The sequence below is a fragment of the Streptomyces amakusaensis genome (assembly GCF_039532665.1).
In the GTDB taxonomy this organism is placed as follows: domain Bacteria; phylum Actinomycetota; class Actinomycetes; order Streptomycetales; family Streptomycetaceae; genus Streptomyces; species Streptomyces amakusaensis.
On sequence record NZ_BAAASB010000008.1, the window covers coordinates 107,978 to 128,224 of the forward strand.

17 protein-coding genes are annotated in these 20,247 nt (G+C 72.9%); 15 read left to right on the forward strand and 2 right to left on the reverse strand.

From position 1 onward, the window contains the following. Positions 1 to 17: 17 nt before the first annotated feature. From ABD371_RS16250 to ABD371_RS16315, 14 genes are read left to right on the forward strand one after another with little or no spacing between them, the layout of a single operon-like run. A complete protein-coding gene (locus ABD371_RS16250; protein ID WP_344477407.1) occupies positions 18 to 2,219 on the forward strand; it encodes a bi-domain-containing oxidoreductase in 2,202 nt (733 codons plus the stop codon). After that, complete coding sequence (locus ABD371_RS16255; protein ID WP_344477409.1) at positions 2,216 to 4,171, forward strand: heparinase II/III family protein; 1,956 nt, start codon at positions 2,216 to 2,218, stop codon at positions 4,169 to 4,171. Before ABD371_RS16250 ends, ABD371_RS16255 begins: the two co-directional genes overlap by 4 nt. Positions 4,172 to 4,179: 8 nt before the next feature. After that, positions 4,180 to 5,469, forward strand: a complete 1,290-nt coding sequence (locus tag ABD371_RS16260) for an O-antigen ligase family protein (protein WP_381733851.1) — start codon at positions 4,180 to 4,182, stop codon at positions 5,467 to 5,469. An 8-nt stretch (positions 5,470 to 5,477) separates the two neighbouring features. After that, a complete protein-coding gene (locus tag ABD371_RS16265) occupies positions 5,478 to 6,755 on the forward strand; it encodes a glycosyltransferase (RefSeq protein ID WP_344477411.1) in 1,278 nt (425 codons plus the stop codon). Next, entirely contained in the window at positions 6,752 to 7,987 is a 1,236-nt protein-coding gene (locus tag ABD371_RS16270) for a class I SAM-dependent methyltransferase (protein WP_344477413.1), read from the forward strand. The genes ABD371_RS16265 and ABD371_RS16270 overlap by 4 nt, the downstream gene beginning before the upstream one ends. Before the next feature lie 13 nt (positions 7,988 to 8,000). After that, positions 8,001 to 8,810 carry a glycosyltransferase family protein gene (locus tag ABD371_RS16275; protein WP_344477415.1) on the forward strand — a complete coding sequence of 270 codons (810 nt, stop codon included), beginning with the start codon at positions 8,001 to 8,003 and terminating at the stop codon, positions 8,808 to 8,810. Continuing rightward, positions 8,807 to 9,454 carry a PIG-L deacetylase family protein gene (locus ABD371_RS16280; RefSeq protein ID WP_344477417.1) on the forward strand — a complete coding sequence of 216 codons (648 nt, stop codon included), beginning with the start codon at positions 8,807 to 8,809 and terminating at the stop codon, positions 9,452 to 9,454. Before ABD371_RS16275 ends, ABD371_RS16280 begins: the two co-directional genes overlap by 4 nt. 3 nt (positions 9,455 to 9,457) lie before the next feature. After that, entirely contained in the window at positions 9,458 to 10,483 is a 1,026-nt protein-coding gene (locus ABD371_RS16285; protein WP_344477419.1) for an NAD-dependent epimerase/dehydratase family protein, read from the forward strand. Continuing rightward, positions 10,471 to 11,754 (forward strand): DUF4910 domain-containing protein, encoded by a 1,284-nt coding sequence (locus ABD371_RS16290; RefSeq protein WP_344477422.1) that lies wholly within the window; start codon positions 10,471 to 10,473, stop codon positions 11,752 to 11,754. The genes ABD371_RS16285 and ABD371_RS16290 overlap by 13 nt, the downstream gene beginning before the upstream one ends. Further along, positions 11,751 to 13,061, forward strand: coding sequence for an MATE family efflux transporter (locus ABD371_RS16295; protein ID WP_344477425.1), 1,311 nt, complete (start codon positions 11,751 to 11,753; stop codon positions 13,059 to 13,061). The genes ABD371_RS16290 and ABD371_RS16295 overlap by 4 nt, the downstream gene beginning before the upstream one ends. Beyond that, positions 13,058 to 14,023 carry a glycosyltransferase family 2 protein gene (locus ABD371_RS16300; RefSeq protein ID WP_344477428.1) on the forward strand — a complete coding sequence of 322 codons (966 nt, stop codon included), beginning with the start codon at positions 13,058 to 13,060 and terminating at the stop codon, positions 14,021 to 14,023. The genes ABD371_RS16295 and ABD371_RS16300 overlap by 4 nt, the downstream gene beginning before the upstream one ends. Then, complete coding sequence (locus ABD371_RS16305) at positions 14,020 to 15,258, forward strand: polysaccharide pyruvyl transferase family protein (protein ID WP_344477430.1); 1,239 nt, start codon at positions 14,020 to 14,022, stop codon at positions 15,256 to 15,258. Before ABD371_RS16300 ends, ABD371_RS16305 begins: the two co-directional genes overlap by 4 nt. Continuing rightward, the gene (rfbC, locus tag ABD371_RS16310) at positions 15,255 to 15,806 is read left to right on the forward strand and encodes a dTDP-4-dehydrorhamnose 3,5-epimerase (RefSeq protein ID WP_344477432.1); all 552 of its coding nucleotides are present in this window, start codon (positions 15,255 to 15,257) and stop codon (positions 15,804 to 15,806) included. Before ABD371_RS16305 ends, rfbC begins: the two co-directional genes overlap by 4 nt. Positions 15,807 to 15,813: 7 nt before the next feature. Next, complete coding sequence (locus tag ABD371_RS16315; protein ID WP_344477434.1) at positions 15,814 to 17,139, forward strand: glutamate-1-semialdehyde 2,1-aminomutase; 1,326 nt, start codon at positions 15,814 to 15,816, stop codon at positions 17,137 to 17,139. 31 nt (positions 17,140 to 17,170) lie between these two features. Here ABD371_RS16315 and ABD371_RS16320 read toward each other — a convergent pair whose 3' ends face one another. Both ABD371_RS16320 and ABD371_RS16325 read right to left on the reverse strand, forming a co-directional pair. After that, positions 17,171 to 17,830, reverse strand: a complete 660-nt coding sequence (locus ABD371_RS16320; protein ID WP_344477436.1) for a phosphatase PAP2 family protein — start codon at positions 17,828 to 17,830, stop codon at positions 17,171 to 17,173. Positions 17,831 to 17,924: 94 nt separating this feature from the next. Continuing rightward, positions 17,925 to 18,560 (reverse strand): GNAT family N-acetyltransferase, encoded by a 636-nt coding sequence (locus ABD371_RS16325; protein ID WP_344477438.1) that lies wholly within the window; start codon positions 18,558 to 18,560, stop codon positions 17,925 to 17,927. A 626-nt stretch (positions 18,561 to 19,186) separates the two neighbouring features. Here ABD371_RS16325 and ABD371_RS16330 point away from each other — a divergent pair. Further along, positions 19,187 to 20,059 (forward strand): aspartyl/asparaginyl beta-hydroxylase domain-containing protein, encoded by an 873-nt coding sequence (locus tag ABD371_RS16330; RefSeq protein ID WP_344477440.1) that lies wholly within the window; start codon positions 19,187 to 19,189, stop codon positions 20,057 to 20,059. Positions 20,060 to 20,247: the final 188 nt, after the last annotated feature.

Consider the following 20,247-nt stretch of genomic DNA (forward strand, 5'->3'; position numbering starts at 1 on the left):
GAACAACTGGAGTCCGGGTGAAACAGGTTGTGCAGAACTACAAGAGCGGCGAGCTGGCGCTGCTCGACGTACCGGTGCCGGGGTGCAAGCCGGGCGGGGTGCTGGTCCGCACCGTCCACTCGCTGATATCGACCGGGACCGAACTGATGAAGGTGTCCGAGGCCGGGATGTCGATGGTGGGCAAGGCCCGCTCCCGGCCGGACCAGGTGGCCAAGGTGATGCAGAGCGTGGCCGTCAACGGGGTGCCCGCCACCTACCGCAAGGTGATGGGCAAGCTGGACTCGTACACCCCGCTGGGCTACTCGCTGTGCGGGGTGGTCGAGCAGGTCGGCGACGGGATCGACGATGTGAAGGCCGGCGACCTCGTGGCCTGCGCCGGCAATGAGCACGCGCTGCACGCCGAGTTGAACTGGGTGCCGAAGAACCTCTACGCCCCGGTGCCGGACGGTCTCGCGTCCCGGCACGCGGCCTTCGGCACGGTCGGGTCGATCGCCCTCCAGGGCTTGCGGCAGGGCGAGCCCCAGCTCGGCGAGACGGCGCTGGTCATCGGCCTCGGGCTGATCGGGCAGCTGGTGGCGCAGCTGCTGACCGCCTCGGGGGTCCGTGTCGTCGGGGTCGACCCCGACCCGGAGCGCTGTGCGCTCGCCGCGCGGCTGGGTGCCGTGGCCTGCGGCGATCCCGCCTCCCCGGCGGTGGAGGCCGCCGTCGCCGAGCTGACCGACGGTCATGGTGTGGACCAGGTGTATCTGGCCGCCGGCGGCGGCAGCAACCAGCCCGTCGAGCTGGCCGCCCGGCTGAGCCGGGACCGGGGCCGGGTCGTCGACATCGGCAAGTGCCGTCTGGACCTGCCGTGGAACGCGTACTACGAGAAGGAACTCGACGTCCGGTTCTCCCGTTCGTACGGCCCGGGGCGCTACGACCCGGAGTACGAGATCGAGGGGCGGGACTACCCGATCGGCTATGTGCGCTGGACCGAGCGCCGCAATCTGGCGTGCTTCCTCGATCTCCTCGCCCGGGGCCGGGTCGATGTGGAGCCCCTGATCTCCCACATCGCCGACTTCGACGACGCCGTCAAGACGTACCAGAGTCTGAAGGACGGCGAGCTGAAGGCCGTGGCGGTGCTCTTCCAGTACGCCGACGGCCCGGAGGAGGAGGGGGAGGCGGCGGCCCCGGCGGTGACCGTGCCCCCGGTGCGGCGCGGCGAAGCCTCTGTCCCGGCCCGGTCCGCCAAGGCTCCGGTGCGACTGGCGTTCGTCGGCGCGGGGAACTACGCGACGTCGATGCTGCTGCCGCAGCTGGCGGGGCGCGACGGCGTCACGCTGTCGACGGTCGTCACCACGACGGCGCTGTCCGCGGCCAACGCGCGGCGGAAGTTCGGCTTCGACCGGGCGACCACCGATCTCGACGCCGTACTCGGCGATCCGTCCATCGACGCGGTGTTCGTGGTCACCCGGCACAGCTCGCACGCCGAGCTGACCCGCAAGGCGCTTCTCGCGGGCAAGGCGGTGTTCGTGGAGAAGCCCCTCGCCCTCGGCCAGGACGAGCTGGCCGACGTGGTCGCGGCGGTGGAGGAGTCCGGCAACGACCGGCTCCAGGTGGGCTTCAACCGCCGGTTCGCGCCGCTGCTCCAGGAGGCCAGGAAGCGGTTCGGGGTCCGGAGCGGGCCCGCGAGCGTCCGCTATCTGGTCAACGCGGGCCGCCTCGGGCACGGCAGCTGGTATCTCCGGCAGGGCACCGAGGGCTCGCGGTTCGCCGGTGAGGGCGGGCACTTCATCGACACGGTGAGCTGGCTGCTCGACGCCGACCCGGTCTCGGTGTACGCGGTCGCCGCCTCCGGCGACGAGGACCTTCAGGTCGTGCTGCGCTACCCGGACGGGTCCACCGCCACCATCGCCTATGTCACCAGCGGCGCGGCCGGCTTCCCCAAGGAGACGCTGGACCTCGTCGCGGACGGCAGGGTGCTGAAGCTCGACGACTTCGTCCGCGCCTCGGTGTACGCGGACGGCGGGCCCGGACGCGGGCGGTGGGTCAGCTCGCGGCTGCCCAAAGCCCGGGACAAGGGCCAGTCCGCCGAACTGGCCGCGTTCGTCAGGGCCGTGCGGACCGGCGGGCCGATGCCGGTGCCGCTGGAGTCGCTGGTCGCCACCACGGCGGCCACCCTCGCCGTACGGACCGCCCTGGCCGGCGGCGCGCCGGTGACGCTGGCGAGGGCGCGATGACCACGGGCGCGGGCTGGTACGTGCGGCGGCTGTCCCGGATGGGCCCCGCTGAGATCGGCGGCCGGGTCACCGACGCGGTGCGCAGACGGCGGTGGCGGTCGGCGGTGCCCGACAGTCCGAGCGTGACCGGTGCCCGGTTCACCTCGGTACTGCCCCCGGGGACGATCGCCTCGGTGCCGCCGGACGCCGTGAAGCGGCTCGTCTCCGAGGCGGACCGGCTGATGGCCGGGCACGCCGAGTTCTTCGGGGTGGGGCGCGACGATCTGGCCGCCCCTGACTGGTGGTACGACCCGAAGACCGGACGCCGGGCCCCGTCCGGCTACGCCTTCGACGTGCCCTACCGGGACGAGGAGGCCGTCGGGGACATCAAGCAGATCTGGGAGCCGTCCCGGCATCAGTACCTCACCGTGCTCGCGGCCGCCTACGCGGTCACCGGGGAGGAGCGGTACGCCGAGCGGGTGGCCGAGCATCTGCGGTCGTGGTGGGCTCTCAACCCGCCGCTGCGCGGGGTGCACTGGATCAGCGGCATCGAGCTGGGGATCCGGCTGCTCTCCTGGGTGTGGATCCGCCGGCTGCTCGACGGCTGGCCGGGCGCGGCCGGGCTGTTCGAGGGCAGTCCGGTGGCGCTCCGGCAGATCTGGCACCATCAGCGCTGGCTGGCCGCCCTCCCCAGCCGGGGGTCCTCGGCGAACAACCACATCATCGCCGAGGCCGCCGGGCAGACCGCCGCGGCCTGCGCGTTCGGCTGGTTCCCCGCCTCGGCGCGCTGGCGGAGCGACGCGCTGCGGTCGCTGGAGCGGCATCTGCGGAGCAACACCTTCGGCTCCGGCCTCAACCGCGAGCTGGCCACCGAGTACCACGGACTCGTGCTGGAGCTCGGCCTGGCGGCGGTGGCCGAGGCGGATGCCGCCCGGGTGCCGGTCCCGCCGGCCGTCCGGCTGGTGCTGCTGCGCATGACCGACGCGCTCGCGGCCGTCGTGGACGGCCGGCTGCGTCCGCCGCGCCAGGGGGACGCGGACGACGGGCACGGTCTGGTCGTGGACGGCGCGGGCACCGACCGCTGGGGTTCGCTGCTGGCCACCGGGGAGGCCGTGTTCGGCCGGCTCGCCTGGTGGCCTGCGGTGACCGGCTCCGATGTGCGCACCCCGCTGCTGGCCGCGCTCATCCGGCCCTCGGCACCGGCCGTGACCCGCCCGGCGAGCCGCCCGGCGCACTTCGCCGACGCGGGGCTCACCATCCTGCGCGGCCCGGGGGAGATCTGGTGCCGCTGCGACGGCGGCCCGCACGGCTTCCTGTCCATCGCCGCGCACGCCCACGCGGACGCGCTGTCCGTGGAGGTCCGGCACGACGGGGTCGATGTGCTCGCCGACCCGGGGACCTTCTGCTACCACGGACAGCCCGAGTGGCGGCGGTACTTCCGGTCCACCCTCGGCCACAACACCCTGGAGCTGGACGGCGCGGACCAGTCCGGCTCCGGCGGCCCGTTCCTGTGGACCCGGCACGCCCGCAGCCGCGTCCTGGTCGCGGACGCCTCCGGGGAGAGCGCGGCCCGCTGGTGCGCCGAGCACGACGGCTACCGGCGCTCCGTGCACCGCCGCCGGGTGGAGCTGAGCGGCGAGACCCGCGAGGTGCGCGTGGTCGACGAGGTGCGCGGCGGCCCGCGCCGGGCCGCGCGCCTGGCCTTCCACCTCGGGCCCGCGATCACCGCGGAGCTGGTGGGGAACCGGGCGCGGCTCAGCTGGACCCGGGACGGCGAGGAGCGCTCGGCGGTGCTCGAACTGCCCGGTCAGCTGTCCTGGCGGGCGCATCGCGGCGAGAGCGATCCGCCCCTGGGCTGGTACTCCCCCGGCTTCGGGCGCAAGGAGCCCGCCACGGCGCTGATCGGCACCGGCTTCGCCGACGGCACCGCGCGGTCGGGGGAGTTCACCACCGTACTCAGGTTCCGGGGTTAGGCGGAGGCGTGGGAATCGAGCGTGAGAGCGGCGGGCCGGGGACGGCGGGCACGCGGCCCGGCGTCGAGTCGCGCCCCGCGGGCGTCCCGAGGGCGGTCGGGGTCGTCTGGGGGCTGCTGATCCTCAACACCCTCGGCTCGGCCGGGGCGAAGACGGTCGTTCCGCTGCCCCGCTCCCTCATGCAGATGGTCACCATGGGCGCGCTGGTCGCCGCGTTCGCGCTGGCGCTCGCCCTCAATCTCCGGCTGCGCATCCGGCCGAGCGCCTTCGTATTCCTGCTCACCCTGCTGCTGGTGCCGAGTGTGATCTCCAGCGGGATCCTGGAGTCCGGGTTCGGCGCGCTGTTCCGCTGCACCCGGCTGGCTCTCTTCGTCGGCACGCTGTGGCTGCTCAGCCGCTGGTGGGACGGGGGCCTGACCTTCGTCCGGCACCACATCCGGCTGTACTTCGCGGTGCTCGGGACGGCGGCAGCGGGGCTGCTCGTCTCGCCGGGCACGGCCATGCCCGAGTACTACGGCGGGCGGCTGGTGGGCGCGTTGTGGCCGCTCACCCCGCCGCAGATCGGCCAGTACGCCGCGGTGATCATCGGGCTCACCGTGCTGCTCGTCCTGGGCCGCCGGACCGACAGGACGAGCGCGGCGGTGATCATCGTGCCGTCGCTCGTCCTGCTCGCGCTGACCCACACCCGGACGGCCACGGTGGGGATGCTCGTCGGGCTGGCGCTGGCGATCGGCTCGCTCCTGCTGACCAGCGCCGCCGCCCGCCGGTTCTTCGTCTGGGGGGTGCTGTGCGCGGCGGTGGCCGCGGTGGCGTTCATGTCCGCGCTGGAGACATGGTTCCTGCGCGGACAGAGCCAGGAGAACCTCTCCAATCTCACCGGCCGGGCCAAGGTCTGGGACGCCCTGCTGGCAGAGGAGCGGTCGACCGCGGAGATGCTGTTCGGGGTGGGCCTGGGCGACAAGTCGTTCGGCGGGCTGCCGATCGACAACAGCTGGCTGGCCGTCTACCTCGAACAGGGGCTGGTGGGCCTCGCCCTCGTGGCGGCGATGGTTCTCGTGCTGGGCGGCGTCGCGCTGCTGCGTCCGCCGTCGCTGCCGAGGGCCTGCGCGATCTTCCTGATCAGCTACTGCGCGATCTCCTCGTACACCGAGGCGGGACTGGGCGACGCCTCGCCGTATCTGCTGCATCTCGCGCTGGCCGCCTCGCTGCTGGCGCTGCCCGCCGCCCCGGCCGCGTCCCTCCCGACCCCCGAAGCCCCTCGACGACAGGTCCCGCGGTGGTCGCGGGACGGGAGGTGACCCCAAGCATGCACGTCCTCGTGGTGCACAACCGCTACTCCTCGGCGCAGCCGAGCGGGGAGAACATGGTCGTCGACCAGGAGGTGGAGCTGCTGCGCGCGGGCGGCCACCGGGTCGAGGTGTTCGAGCGGCGCAGCGACGACATCGCCGCCCGGTCCCTGCCGGGGAAGGTCGCGGTGCCGCTCCTGGTGCCGTGGAACCCGGCGGTCCGCACGGAGCTGGCCGCCCGGCTCCGCGCCGAGCGGCCGGATGTGGTGCACATCCACAACGTCTTCCCGCTCCTGTCGCCCGCGGTGCTGGCCGCCTGCGCCGACGCCGGGGTGCCCGCCGTCGCCACGCTGCACAACTACACCCAGGTCTGCCCGCCCGGCACGCTGCACCGGGACGGCCGGCAGTGCACCGAGTGCGTCGGGACGGCGGCCTCGCTGCCCGCCGTCCGGCACGGCTGCTACCGGAACTCCCGGCTGGCGACGGTGCCGCTGGCGGTCGGCCTTCTCGTCAACCGGCGGCGGTGGTGGTCCGGCGTGGAGCGGTTCTTCTGCATCTCCGCGGCGCAGCGGGACGTCCTGGTGCGGTCCGGGATGCCGCCGGAGCGGCTGGTGGTGAAGCACAATTTCGTGCCCGATCCGGGCACGCGCCGGGCGGACGCCGGTGAGCATCTGCTCTTCCTCGGCCGGCTCGCGGAGGCGAAGGGCGTACGGCTGCTCATGGCCGCGTGGGACTCGGTCGCCGCGGCGGGCGGTGTGGGCGTGCCGCTGGTGATCGCCGGGGCGGGACCGCTGGAGCGGGAGGTCACCGCGTGGGCGGCGGGCCGGGACGACGTGCGGTACGCCGGGCTCTACACCCCGGCACAGTGCCGGGACGCGCTCGCGCGGTCGGTCGCCGTGGTGGCTCCGTCGATGGCGATGGAGACGTTCGGGCTGGTGGTCGCGGAGGCGATGGCGGCGGGGGTCCCGGCCGTCGCCGCCGGTCACGGAGGTTTCGTCGAACTCGTCGAGGAGGGGGTGACCGGGCTGTTGCACCGGCCGGGCGATCCCGCCTCGCTCGCGTCCTGTCTGCGCCGGATCACGGCGGAGCCGGTCCGCAACCGGGAGATGGGCCGGGCGGCCCGGGACCGTTACGAGCGGGGTTTCGGCCCGGCCGTCGGGCTGGAGCGTCTGGTGGAGGAGTACCGCACCGCGATCGCGGGTCGGTCCGGCGGCGGGGACGGCCCGCCGCCGATCGGGGACAAGAACACTGGCTCGCGGCGGGACACCCGCGCGGGCAGGGATGGGGGCAGTAGATGACAGGATGCCGGCTCTGCGGCTCGACGGCGATGTCGAGCGTCGTCGATCTCGGAGCGACCCCGCCGTGCGAGAGTTTCCTCGCCGCGGACCAACTGGACCTGCCGGAGCCGACGTACCCGCTGCATCTGCGGGTCTGCACCGAATGCTGGCTCGCGCAGATCCCGCCGCTGATCACCCCGGAGGAGACGTTCACGCAGTACGCGTACTTCTCCTCCTACTCGACCTCCTGGGTGGAGCACGCGCGCGTCTTCGTCACGGACGCCGTGCGGCGGCTGGGGCTCGGCCCCGACGCCTTCGTGGTCGAGGTCGCGAGCAACGACGGTTATCTGCTGAGACATCTGGTGGACCGGGGGATCCGCTGCCTCGGCATCGAGCCGTCGGTGAACGTGGGAGCGGCGGCGCGGGAGGCGGGTGTGCCCACGCTCACGGAGTTCCTGGACCCGGCCACCGGGACGGCCGTCCGCGCCGGGCACGGCCCGGCGGACCTGGTCGTGGCCAATAATGTGTACGCGCACATCCCCGACGTGGTCGGGTTCACCCGGGGGCTGCGCGCCCTGGTCGCCGACGACGGCTGGGTCTCCGTCGAGGTGCAGCATCTGCTGACGCTGATCGAGGAGAACCAGTACGACACGATCTACCACGAGCACTTCCAGTACTACACGGTCGCCTCCGCGGCCCGGGCGCTGGCGAGCGGCGGACTCACGCTCGTGGACGTCGAGCTGCTGCCCACGCACGGCGGTTCGGTGCGGCTGTGGGCCCGCCCGGCCGAGGCGGCCGGTGAGCCGAGCGCGCGAGTGGCCGAGGTGCTGGACCGGGAGAAGGCCGCCGGGCTCCAGGAGCTGTCGGGGTACACCGAGTTCTCGGCCCGGGTGGCCAAGGTCCGCCGGGACCTGCTGCGGTTCCTCGTCGAGGCCGCCGAGCGCGGCGAGACGGTCGTCGGCTACGGAGCCCCGGGCAAGGGCAACACCCTGCTCAACCACTGCGGCGTCCGGCCCGATCTGCTCCCGTACACGGTCGACCGCAACCCCTACAAGCACGGCAGGTTCACCCCGGGCACCCGGGTGCCGATCCTGTCGCCCGAGCGGATAGCGGCCGACCGGCCGGACTATGTGCTCGTCCTCCCCTGGAACCTGCGGGCCGAGCTGGTCGAGCAGCTGTCGTTCGTGCACGCCTGGGGCGGCCGGCTGGTCTTCCCCATCCCGGAACTGAGCATTGTCGAGGGCACAGCGTGAAAGAGGTCACAGCATGAAGGTCGTCCTTTTCTGCGGCGGTTACGGGCTGCGCATGCGCAGCGGAGCGGCCGACGACATACCCAAGCCGATGGCGATGGTCGGCTCGCGACCGCTGATCTGGCACGTCATGCGCTACTACGCGCACTTCGGGCACACGGAGTTCATCCTGTGCCTCGGCTACGGGGCCCATCACATCAAGGACTACTTCCTCCACTACGAGGAGACGACGTCCAACGACTTCGTGCTGTCGAACGGGCGGACCGAGCTGCTGTCCACCGACATCGCCGACTGGACGATCACCTTTGTGCAGACGGGCATCGAGTCGCCGATCGGGGAGCGGCTGCGCCGGGTGCGGCACCATCTGGACGGCGACGAGATGTTCCTCGCCAACTACGCCGATGTGCTCACCGACGCCCCGCTGCCGGAGATGATCGACCGGTTCGCCCGGCGCGACGCCGGCGCGTCGATGATGGTGGTGCCGCCGCAGTCCTCGTTCCACTGTGTGGAGCTGGGGGAGGACGGCCTGGTGGGAGGCATCACCCCGGTGAGCGAACTGCCGCTGTGGGAGAACGGCGGCTACTTCGTGCTCCGCCAGGAGGTCTTCGACCACATCCCGGAGAACGGGGACCTGGTCGCCGACGGCTGCGCCCGACTGGCCAAGCGCGGAAGGCTGGTGGCGCACCGGCACCGCGGCTTCTGGAAGCCGACCGACACCGTGAAGGAGCGGGCCGCGCTCGACGCCGCCTACGCCCGGGGCGACCGCCCGTGGGCCGTGTGGGAGCGGGACGGCGCGGGGGCGGTCGCCGCCGCGAGGACCGCGTGATCCGGCTCGGGGCCGGCCGGCTGGAGCGGATCGTCGCGGTGGGCGCGCACTGTGACGACATCGCCATCGGGGCCGGCGGCACACTGCTGACGATGTGTCTCGCCCGGCCGGGGATCCGCGTGGACGCCCTGGTGCTCTCCGGCGGCGGGGGCGAGCGGGAACAGGAGGAACGGGCCGCGCTCGCCGCCTTCTGCCCGGGCGCCGATCTGCGGCTGACCGTGCTCAAGCTGCCGGACGGCCGGCTGCCGGCCCGGTGGGAGGAGGCCAAGGCGGCGGTCGAGGAGCTGCGCGCGCGGACCGAGCCGGATCTCGTGCTGGCCCCGCGCACCGATGACGCGCACCAGGACCACCGCGGCCTGGCGAAGCTGATGTCCACCGCGTTCCGCGACCACCTCGTACTCGGCTACGAGATCGTCAAGTGGGACGGCGACCTCGGCCGTCCGGCGGCGTACCAGCCGCTGTCCCCGGAGGCCGCCGAGGAGAAGGCGCGGCTGCTCCAGGAGCACTACCCCTCGCAACAGCACCGGCCCTGGTACGACCGGGAAGCCTTCCTCGGCCTCGCGCGGATCCGCGGCATCGAATGCCACACGCGCTACGCCGAGGCGTTCGCCGTCACCAAACTCACTCTCGATCTGGGGGAATGAACCTTGCGCGTGCTGCTGACCGGACATCAAGGCTATTTGGGCACCGTGATGGCCCCGGTGCTCACGGCCGCCGGGCACGAGGTCGTCGGGCTGGACTCCGGCCTGTTCGCCGACTGTGTACTGGGCCCGCCGCCCGAGGACCCGCCCGGGCACCGGGTGGATCTGCGCGACATCACGGCGGAACACCTGGCCGGGGCGGACGCCGTGATCCATCTGGCCGCGCTCTCCAACGACCCGCTGGGGGCGCTGGCCCCGGACCTCACCTACGACATCAACCACCACGCTTCCGTGCGGCTGGCCCGGCTGGCCCGCGACGCCGGGGTGCGGCGCTTCCTGTACGCCTCGACCTGCTCGGTCTACGGTGCCGCCGGCGGCGACGGGCTGGTGACCGAGGACGCCCCGCTGCGCCCGGTGACGCCGTACGCGGAGTCCAAGGTGCGGGTGGAGGACGATCTGCACGCGCTCGCCGACGGCGACTTCACCCCCGTGTTCCTGCGCAACGCCACCGCCTTCGGCCACTCGCCCCGGCTGCGCGCCGACATCGTGCTGAACAATCTGGTGGGCCACGCGCTGCTGACCAGCGAGGTGCTGGTGCTCTCCGACGGAACACCCTGGCGGCCACTGGTGCACGCCGCCGACATAGCGCGGGCCTTCACGGCCGCGCTGAGCGCGCCGAGGGAGGCGGTGCACGACCGGGCGTTCAACATCGGCAGCGAGATCAACAACGTGACGGTCGCCGAGATCGCCGAGCAGGTCGCCGAGGCGGTGTCCGGCGCGAAGGTGGTGATCACCGGGGAGAACGGCGCGGATCCCCGTTCGTACCGGGTCGACTTCGCCCGGTTCCGCGCCGCGATCCCCGGCTTCGACTGCGAGTGGACGGTGAAGCGGGGCGCGCTCGAACTCGCCGACGCCTACCGGGAACACGGGCTGACCCGGGAGGACTTCGAGCGGCGCTTCACCCGCCTCGCCGTGCTGCGCGCGGCGTCCGAGGCCGGCGCCGTCGACGAGACCCTGCGGTGGCGGCGGTGACCGCGGTCGGCGAGGAGATGCACGCGCTGGTGGAGCGGCTGTACCCGCTCTGCCGGAGCATCACCGGCGACGGTGTGCGCGCCACCCTGGAGATCATCGACGAGTACATTCCGCTCCAGCTGCACGAGGTGCCGACCGGGACGCGGGTGCTCGACTGGACGGTGCCCAAGGAGTGGAACATCCGGGACGCGTACATCGCCGACGCCGCCGGCAGGCGGGTCGTCGACTTCGCCGCGTCCAGTCTCCATGTACTCGGCTACAGCGTGCCGGTGTCGGCGACCATGCCGCTGTCCGAGCTGCGCGGGCATCTGCACACCCTGCCGGACCATCCGGCCTGGGTGCCGTACCGCACCAGCTACTACCGGCCGGAATGGGGGTTCTGTCTGTCCCAGGAGACCCTGGACGCGCTGCCGGAGGGCGATTACGAGGTGCGTATCGACTCCACGCTCGCGGACGGCCATCTCACCTACGCCGAGCATGTGGTCCCCGGGCAGGTCTCCGACGAGGTGATCGTCTCCTGCCATGTCTGCCACCCGTCGCTCGCCAACGACAACCTGGCCGGCATCGCGGTGGCGACATTCCTGGCCAGGGCGCTGGCGGAGGAAACCCCGTACTACACCTACCGGTTCATCTTCGCGCCCGGCACCATCGGGGCGATCACCTGGCTGGCCCGCAACACGGAGCGGGTGGAGAGGGTCAAGCACGGGCTGGTGCTGGCCTGCGCCGGGGACCCGGGACGGCTGACGTACAAGCAGAGCAGGCGCGGCGACGCGGAGATCGACCGGGTGATGCGGCATGTGCTGGCCGCCTCCGAACGCCCGCACAACGTCAATGAGTTCACTCCGTACGGCTATGACGAGCGGCAGTTCTGCTCGCCCGGGTTCGATCTCGGCGTGGGCTCGCTCAGCCGGACCCCGTACGCCGGCTACCCCGAGTACCACACCTCGGCGGACAACCCGGACTTCGTCTCCCCGGAGGCGATGGCGGACACCCTCGCCGTCTGCCGCGAGGCCTTCGGCGTACTCGACCGCAACCGGCGGTATCTGAATCTCAGCCCCTACGGCGAACCGCAGCTGGGACGCCGCGGGTTGTACGACTCGCTCGGCGGTCGCAGCGACGCGAAACAGGCCCAGCTGGCGATGCTCTGGGTGCTGAGCCTCTCCGACGGCGAGCACGGTCTGCTGGACGTCGCCGAGCGGTCCGGGCTGCCGTTCGACACCGTCGCCGTCGCGGCCGGGGCCCTGGACGCCGCCGGGCTGATCAAGGCATGACGCCGATGCCCACCGGGAGGGAGAGGACGACGGCCCCGGCCGGGCGCGCCCGGCCGGGCGCCGGACGGGCCCTGGCCGGCCGGCTGTCCTGGGGACTGGCCGACCAGGCGGTCTGCAGCATGACCAACTTCGCGGTGGGCGTCTATGTGGCCCGCTCCCTGGGGCTGGCCGCGTTCGGCCTGTTCAGCCTGGCCTGGGTGACCTACGGCGTGGTCCTCAGCGTCTCCCGGGGGGTGTCCACCGACCCGCTGATGGTGCGCTTCAGCGGGGTGCCGGTCGCCCCCTGGCGCGCGGCGGCGGCCCGGTCGACGGGCACCGCGCTCGGCGTCGGCACCGCCGCCGGCGCGGTGTGTCTGGTGGCCGGGCTGAGTCTCGGCGGCAGCGCGGGGCCCGCGTTCGCCGCGCTCGGCGTCGTCCTGCCGGGGCTGCTGCTCCAGGACGCCTGGCGGTTCTCGTTCTTCGCCGCCGGCACCGGACGGAAGGCCTTCGTCAACGACCTCCTGGGGGGCATCGCACTCGTCCCGGCGCTGCTGGTCGCCGCCCATGTGGGCAGCGTGGTCGCCTTCGTGCTCGCCTGGGGCACGGCCGCCGCGGTCGCGGCGGGGTACGGCTGCCTCCAGTCCGGCATCCGGCCCCGGCCCGGCGGCGCGCGCGCCTGGCTCCGCGAGCACCGCGACCTCGGCTACCGGTATCTGGTCGAGAACGTCGGGGTCAGCGGCGCGGCCCAGCTGCGGGCCTACGGCCTCGGCCTGATCGTCGGGGTAGGCGCGGTGGGCGTGGTCCGGGGGGCCGAGCTGCTGCTCGGCCCGTTCCTCGCCGTGCTGATGGGGCTGTCGCTGGTCACCGTCGCGGAGGCGGCACGGGTCCTGCGCCGGGCCCCGCACCGGCTGCGGCTGTTCTGTCTTCTGCTCGGCGGCGGGCAGGCCGTCGCCGCGCTGCTCTGGGGCGCGGCGCTGCTGCTGGTGCCCGACCGGTTCGGCGAGCTGGTCCTCGGCGGCGTCTGGCACTCGGCCTCGGAACTCATCGTGCCGGCCACGCTCGGCGTCGCGGGCGCCGGACTCGGCGTCGGCGCGGCGGCCGGGCTGCGCGCGCTCGCCGCGGCCCGGCGCAGCCTGCGCTGCCAGCTCTTCGCCTCCGCCTGCTACGTCGGCGGCGGACTCGGCGGAGCGGCCGTGGCCGGCACGGTCGGCTCCGCCTGGGGCGTGGCCGCCGCGACCGTCGTCGGCTCTGCCGCGTGGTGGCTGCAACTGCGGTCCGCCCTGCGTGAGCACCATCGCGATTCGATCACTGAGGTAAGGACGTCATGACTGTGTCTGGCCGCACTCCCCGGCTGAGCATCGGACTGCCCGTGTACAACGGCGAGGAGTATCTCGCCGAGGCGCTGGACGCCCTGCTCGGCCAGACCTACGAGGATTTCGAGCTGGTCGTCTCCGACAACGCCTCGACCGACGGGACCGAGGACATCTGCCGCCGGTACGCCGCGCGGGACTCGCGCATCCGGTATCTGCGGCTGCCCCGGAACATCGGGGCCGCGCCGAACCACAACCGGGTGTTCGCCGAGTGCCGGGGCGAGCTGTTCAAGTGGGCCTCGCACGACGACCTGTACGCCCGGGATCTGTTACGGCGCTGCGTCCAGGCGCTGGACGAGCGGCCGGAGGTGATCCTCGCGCACAGCGGCCAGGCGGTCATCGACGGCGAGGGCCGGGTGAAGGTCCCGTACGAGTACGGGCTCGCCACCGACTCGCCGCACGCGCCGGAGCGCTTTCGCAGCATGCTGTTCGAGCCCGGTGGCGACGACTTCTACGGGGTGATGCGGGCCGATGTGCTGCGCCGGGTGAAGCCGCACGACAGCTACCACCACGCGGACCGGACGTTCGTCGCCGAGATCGGTCTGCACGGGCCCTTCCACCAGGTGCCGGAGCTGCTGTACTTCCGCCGCGACCACCCCACCCGCGCCGAGCGGGCGAACCCGGGCAAGCGCTCCCGGTGCGTCAATCTCGACCCGCGCCGGGCGGGGCCGCTGCACCCGACGCCCCGGCTGCTCGCCGAGTACGTCTGGGGTTTCGTCTCGGCGGTCCGGCGGGTGCCGCTCTCCCCGGCGGACCGGCGTGAGTGCTACCGCCATCTGGCCGCCTGGGCCGCCAGCCGGGCCCGGCCGGGGGCCGGCGAGCGGGTCGAGGACCGCGCCCCGGTGGATCCGCGTCTGCTCACGGTCTCCGTCGACGATCTCGTCGCCGGCCGTGAGAACCGTACGGGGAGGCAGGCGTGACGCCTGTGCGCGTCGGGGTGTTCGGCCTGCTCGGCTCCGGGAACCTCGGCAACGACGGTTCGCTGGAGGCGGTGCTCGGGTATCTCCGCGCCGAGCACCCCGAGGCGGTGGTGGACGCGCTGTGCGGCGGGCCCGAGGCCGTCGCGGCCCGGTACCGGATTCCGGCGACGCGGCTGCACTGGTACCGGGGGGAGTACCGGACCGCGTCGCGTGCGGGCGCGATCGCCGGGAAGGGGCTGGGCAAACTCGTCGACGTCTTCCGCACCGCCGCCTGGGTGCGCCGGCACGACGTGGTGATCGTGCCGGGCATGGGCGTCCTGGAGGCCACGCTGCCGCTGCGGCCGTGGGGCTTCCCGTACTCGCTGTTCCTGCTCTGCGCGAGCGGCCGGCTGTTCGGCACCCGGGTCGCGCTGGTCAGCGTCGGGGCCGCCGCGATCGGCAGCCGGCCCACCCGGGCCCTGGTGCGCTGGTCGGCGCGGCTGGCCGCGTACCGGTCGTACCGGGACGAGCCGTCCCGCGAGGCGATGCGGGCTATGGGGGTGGACACCGCGCGCGACGAGGTCTACCCGGACCTCGCGTTCGCCCTGCCCGCTCCTCGGGCCGGCACTCCCCCGGGCTCCCCTGGCCCCCCGTCCGACCGGCCGGGCACGGTCTGCGTCGGCGTCATGGACTTCCACGGCGGCGACGACGACCGCGCCCGGGCCGGGGAGATCCACCGGCGCTATCTCGACGGGACGACCCGCTTCGTCCGCGCGCTGGCCGAGGACGGCAGACCGGTCCGGCTGCTCACCGGCGACGAGGTCGACACGGCGGTGGTCGACGCGATCCTCGGCGCGGTGGACTCGCCGCTGGTCACCGCCGCCGAAACGGCCTCGCTGGCCGATCTGATGAAGGAGATGGCGGCGGCCGACACGGTGGTGGCGACCCGCTACCACAATCTGGTCTGCGCGCTGAAGGCCGGCACGCCGACGCTCGCCCTCAGCTACGCGGCGAAGAGCGACGCCCTCATGGCCCGGATGGGGCTGGACGCGTACCGCCACCCGGCTCGCGAGGTCGACGCCGACCGGCTGCTTGAGCAGTTCCGGGCGCTGGAGAAGAGCGCGGCGGGGCTGCGGCGGACCCTCGCCGGGCGGAATCTGATCGCCGCCCGGGAGCTGGAGCGCCAGTTCACCGCCCTGACCTCCGCCGTGTTCCCGGCGAACGCCCGCACCCACACTCTGCGAGAGGCTCCATGAAGGTCACCGAAGTCCCGGCGATCGCCGGCGCGTATCTGTTCGAGCCGACGCCGTACGCCGACGAGCGCGGCTTCTTCTGCCGCACCTTCGACGCCGACGCGGTCCGCTCGGTGGGCCTCGACCCGGACGCCTTCGTCCAGGACAGCGTGTCCCGCTCGGCCCGGGGCGTGCTGCGCGGTCTGCATCTGCGCTCCGGAGCCGGCGAGGCCAAGCTGGTGCGCTGCTCGTACGGGAGGATCTTCGACGTCGTCGTGGATCTGCGCGCCGACTCGCCGACGTACCGGAGCCGGGCCTTCTTCGAGCTGTCCGACGAGACGCAGCGGAGCGTGTACATCCCGGCGGGGTGCGCGCACGGCTTCCAGGCGCTGACCGGGACCGCCGACACCTCGTACCGGATCGACCGCCCGCACGATCCGGCGGAGGACGTGACGATCGCCTTCGACGACCCGGAGCTGGCCATTCCCTGGCCGCTCCCGGCCGTGTCGATGTCCCGGCGGGACCGGGAGGCCCCGAGCCTCGCCGAGATCCTGAAGCACAAGGAAGGGTGAGGTCCGCGTGGACACCGAAGAGTTCCTGCTGCCCCGGTCGCGGCTGGCGAACGAGCGGCTGCATGCCCTGGTCCCGGGGGGCGCGCACACCTACGCCAAGGGTGACGACCAGTACCCCGAGAACCTGGCCCCGGTCATCAGCCACGGCAGCGGGGCCCATGTGTGGGACGTGGACGGCAACCGCTATGTCGAGTACGGCTCCGGTCTTCGGTCGGTCAGCCTCGGCCACACCCACCCGCGCGTGATCGGGGCGGTGCGGCGGGAACTGGACCGGGGCAGCAACTTCGTCCGGCCGTCCATCGTGGAGGTCGAGGCGGCGGAGCTTTTCCTGGCCACCGTGCCGACCGCCGAGATGGTGAAGTTCGCGAAGAACGGCTCCGACGCGACCACCGCCGCGGTGCGCCTCGCCCGCGCCGCCACCGGGCGCCCGCGCGTGGCCGTCTGCGGCGACCATCCCTTCTACTCCGTCGACGACTGGTTCATCGGCACCACGCCGATGTCCGCCGGCATTCCGGCGGCGACCACCGAGCTGACCGTGACCTTCCCCTACGGGGACCTGGCCGCCACCGAGGAACTGCTCGCCCGCCACCGGGACGAGATCGCCTGTCTGATCCTCGAACCCGCCACCCACACCGAGCCCCCGCCCGGGTATCTCGCCGGTCTGCGCGAGCTGGCCGACCGGCACGGCTGTGTCCTGGTCTTCGACGAGATGATCACCGGCTTCCGCTGGTCCGAGGCGGGGGCCCAGGGTCTGTACGGGGTCGTCCCCGACCTCTCCACCTTCGGCAAGGCGCTGGGCAACGGGTTCGCCGTCTCGGCGCTGGCCGGGCGGCGCGACCTCATGGAGCTGGGCGGGCTGCGCCACTCCCGCGACCGGGTGTTCCTGCTGTCCACCACGCACGGCGCGGAGACGCACTCGCTGGCCGCCGCGATGGCCGTGCTCAGCACCTACACCGAGGAGGGCACAACCGCGCGGCTGCACGCCCTCGGCGAGCGGCTGGCCGCCGGTGTGCGGGAGGCCGCGGCGGGGACGGGCGTCGGCGACCACCTCGTCGTCCGGGGCCGGGCCAGCAATCTGGTCTTCGCCACCCTCGACGAGAAGCTGCGGCCCTCGCAGCCGTACCGCACCCTGTTTCTGCGTCAGCTCCTCGCGGGCGGGGTGCTCGCCCCCTCCTTCGTGGTGAGCAGCGCGCTCAGTGACGCCGACATCGACCACACCGTCGACGCGGTGGCCCGGGCCTGCGCGGTGTACCGGAAGGCGCTGGACGCCGGCGACCCCACCCCCTGGCTGGGCGGGCAGCCGGTGAGGCCCGTCTTCCGCCGTCTGGCGTGACGCGGCCCGCGCGGCCCGCCGTGATGTGACGTCAGCGGCGCTCCCGGCGGCCCGCGCCGGTGGTCCGGCCGACCAGCCACGCGGTCGCCGGGACCACCGCCAGGGCGGTGCACCAGCCGCCGAGCGCGTCGGTCGGATAGTGCGCGCCCAGGACGACCTGGGCCCAGCCCATGGCGGCCCCGGCGGCCAGCGCCGCGCCGAGCACGAGCAGGGCGCCGGCCGTCCTGCCGAGGCCGAGCCGGCCGGCCAGGAGCAGCGCCACGACGAGCGCGAGCGCGGTGAGGAAGGCGGTGTGCCCGCTCGGGTAGGAGAGATGCCCGTCGTGGATGGTGCGTCCCACCAGGGGTTTGATCAGCTTCGTCGCGCCCACGGCCAGACCCGTGCCGGCGACGGCGAGCACCGCCGCGCGCGGCCGTCGGAGCAGCAGACACACCGTCACCACGGCCGCGAGCAGCATCGCCGCCCCGAGGGGCTCCCCCAGGAAGTCCGTGGCCAGCGCGAGCCGCCGCCACCGGGGCCGGACGCCCTCCGCCGCCGACTGGACCCAGGCGTCCGCCGCGCCGGGCCGGCCGTGACCGGCGTACCGGACCCCGAGCACGAGGACCGCCAGTGCGGCGAGGGCCCCGATCGGCCCGAGCCACCCGCGCACCGGCGGCGGCACCGCGGGTCTCGTGTCTCGCGCTCTGCCCACCGACCGCCTCCCGCCGACCCGACCGGCTCGTCAGCGTACGGGCCGCGCGGCCGGGCCGAGGGCGCATCGGGGAAATGCCCGGCCGGGCCCGGGCTCAGGCCTCCATGCGCGGGAGGGGGTGGCCCTCCCGCGCCTTGGCGTAGAGCGCGATCCTGCGGTGGCGGACCTGGACCTCGCCGAGGCAGGCGGCGTCATTGTTCTCGATCATCCTGCGGGAGGCCGCGTTCGCCGCGTCGGGCTCGTAGACCACGGCGTTGCAGTACGGGTCCCGGAGGAAGAACTCGTCGGTGACCTCTCCGATGATCCGGCTGCCGAGGCCGCGCCCGGTGTCGGTGAGGTCGGCGATCGCGAGGTGCATGCTCAGATCGTGCGCCGAGGCGCGGTAGTGGTGCCCCACGACGTCCTGGGCCATCCGGTAGAACTCCATGTAGGCGATGGGCCGCCCGTCCTGTTCCACGATGACCGGCCGGGAGTAGCCGGTGGCGAGCTGTGCGTCGATGTGGGCCTGCCAGCGCTCCAGGGGCCAGTCGTACTCCCATCCCTTCGCGGTGTGGGGCCGGTTCATCCACTCCCAGATCATCGGTACGTCGGGGCCGTCCGCCCGGACCGGCCGGTAGAACAGATCGCCCCGGGTGAAGCCGGTGGGCGGGGCCGGCACCTCGAGCCAGGAGGCGGGCAGCCCGTCCGTGACATAGCGGGGCAGGACCGGATAGGTCTCGGTCGGATTCAACGTGATACTCCACGGTCGGTACGGCTGGGTCGGGTGGGGTTCGGGCATGCGGCGGCCCGGGGCGCGGTCGTGTCCGGGTGGGGTGGGGACGCGACGGCGCGGCCCGGGGCGCGGACGGCGGGACGCCGAGCGCGCGGGGCGGGCCCCTGGAAAGGGGCGCCCTCGGCTTCGCTCCCGGGATTGTTCCAGTCGGGCGGGCGCGACGACAACGAGATCACCGTCACTCCGCCGTGGGCGACCTTACGTCAGGACGTCACACCCCAGGGCGAGTTGCGAGTGGCCCCCGTCACACCCCCGGGTTGCGCCGGGTGTGACGTACGTGTCATATTGAAGATCAACTTAGGTAAGCCTTGCCATACATTCAGGTCAGGCATAACGTTCAAGCCACATCGACCCGCCCAACGCGGATCGATGCCGGACCGGTAGGCCCCACGCGGCACACCCCCAACACCACAACGCATCGCGGGCCCCGCGCTGTCCCGGGAGGGACGGAACCACGGGGCCCGCACGGAAAGACCCATGGGGGACGCCGCGGAGCGAGGCATGTCCGCGGTACTTGACCTGTGCGGGCCCGACGGTGACCACCCACCGGACCCGCAAGACGATTCCGAAAGGTGATGTCAGTCTTGAGATCACACATCCTGGGACGCATCGACCTGGACGAGACACTCCTGTCCAGGGATCTCGAATACCTCGCCTCGCTGCCCCGGGGCGAAGAGGGCTACGACGAGTTCAGCAACGGGTACTGGAAAAACCTGCCCCTGTGGAACAGCACCGGTGACGCCGGAGACGACCTCTACCGCGACACCGACATGGCGGCGCAGCTCACCGAGCACGGCAAGCACTGCTCCTACCTGCGCGAACTGGTGGAGAGCACCTTCAACACCGATCACATCAAGATGGTGCGCACCCGCAATCTCGTGGACGCGGTCGTCATCCCCCACCGGGACTTCGTGGAGCTGGACCGGGACGCGGACCAGTACTTCCGGGTCCTGATCTTCCTGGAGGAGAACCCGGCCGCCCTGCATTCCAACGACGACACGGTCATCAACATGCGACCGGGCGAGATCTGGTTCCTGGACGCGGGCTCGGTCCACGCGGCCGCCAACTTCTCCCCGAACAGCCGCCAGATGCTCTGTGTGGACTTCGCCTTCGACGGTGCGTACGAGGAGAAGGACATCTTCCGGGACGCCTCCCGCTACCAGCCCTCCACCGACGCCCGGATCATCGAGCGCCCCGCCCTTCCGGCGGCCCGGCTGGACGCCATCAAGGGCCTCGGGCAGGTCGTCGACCGCTCGAACTTCAAGGAATTCCTCTTCCTCCTCTCCAAGGTGCACTTCAGCTACGACGTGCCGGCGGAGGAGACCTACGGCTGGCTGGCCGACATCGCGGCCTCCTCGGGCGATGAACTCCTCATCGAGAAGGCCGGCGAACTGCGCGAGTACGCCATCGGCGCCCGCGCGCTGAGCGAGCGCTTCACCGTCAACTCCTGGGGGTGAGCCCAGGCCGTGAGCAGAAGCCGTTCCGGCGCCGGGCCCGCGCGTGACAGCGCGGCCGGCGCCGGACGGCGGACCGGCGGCGAACACGGTGAGGAGGGCCCCGGGCGGGCCCGACGGGAACGGGCGGCTCCCGGACCGGGCCGGTGCGGTGGGGCGCACCGCGCACCACGGCGAACCGCCCGGAGCAC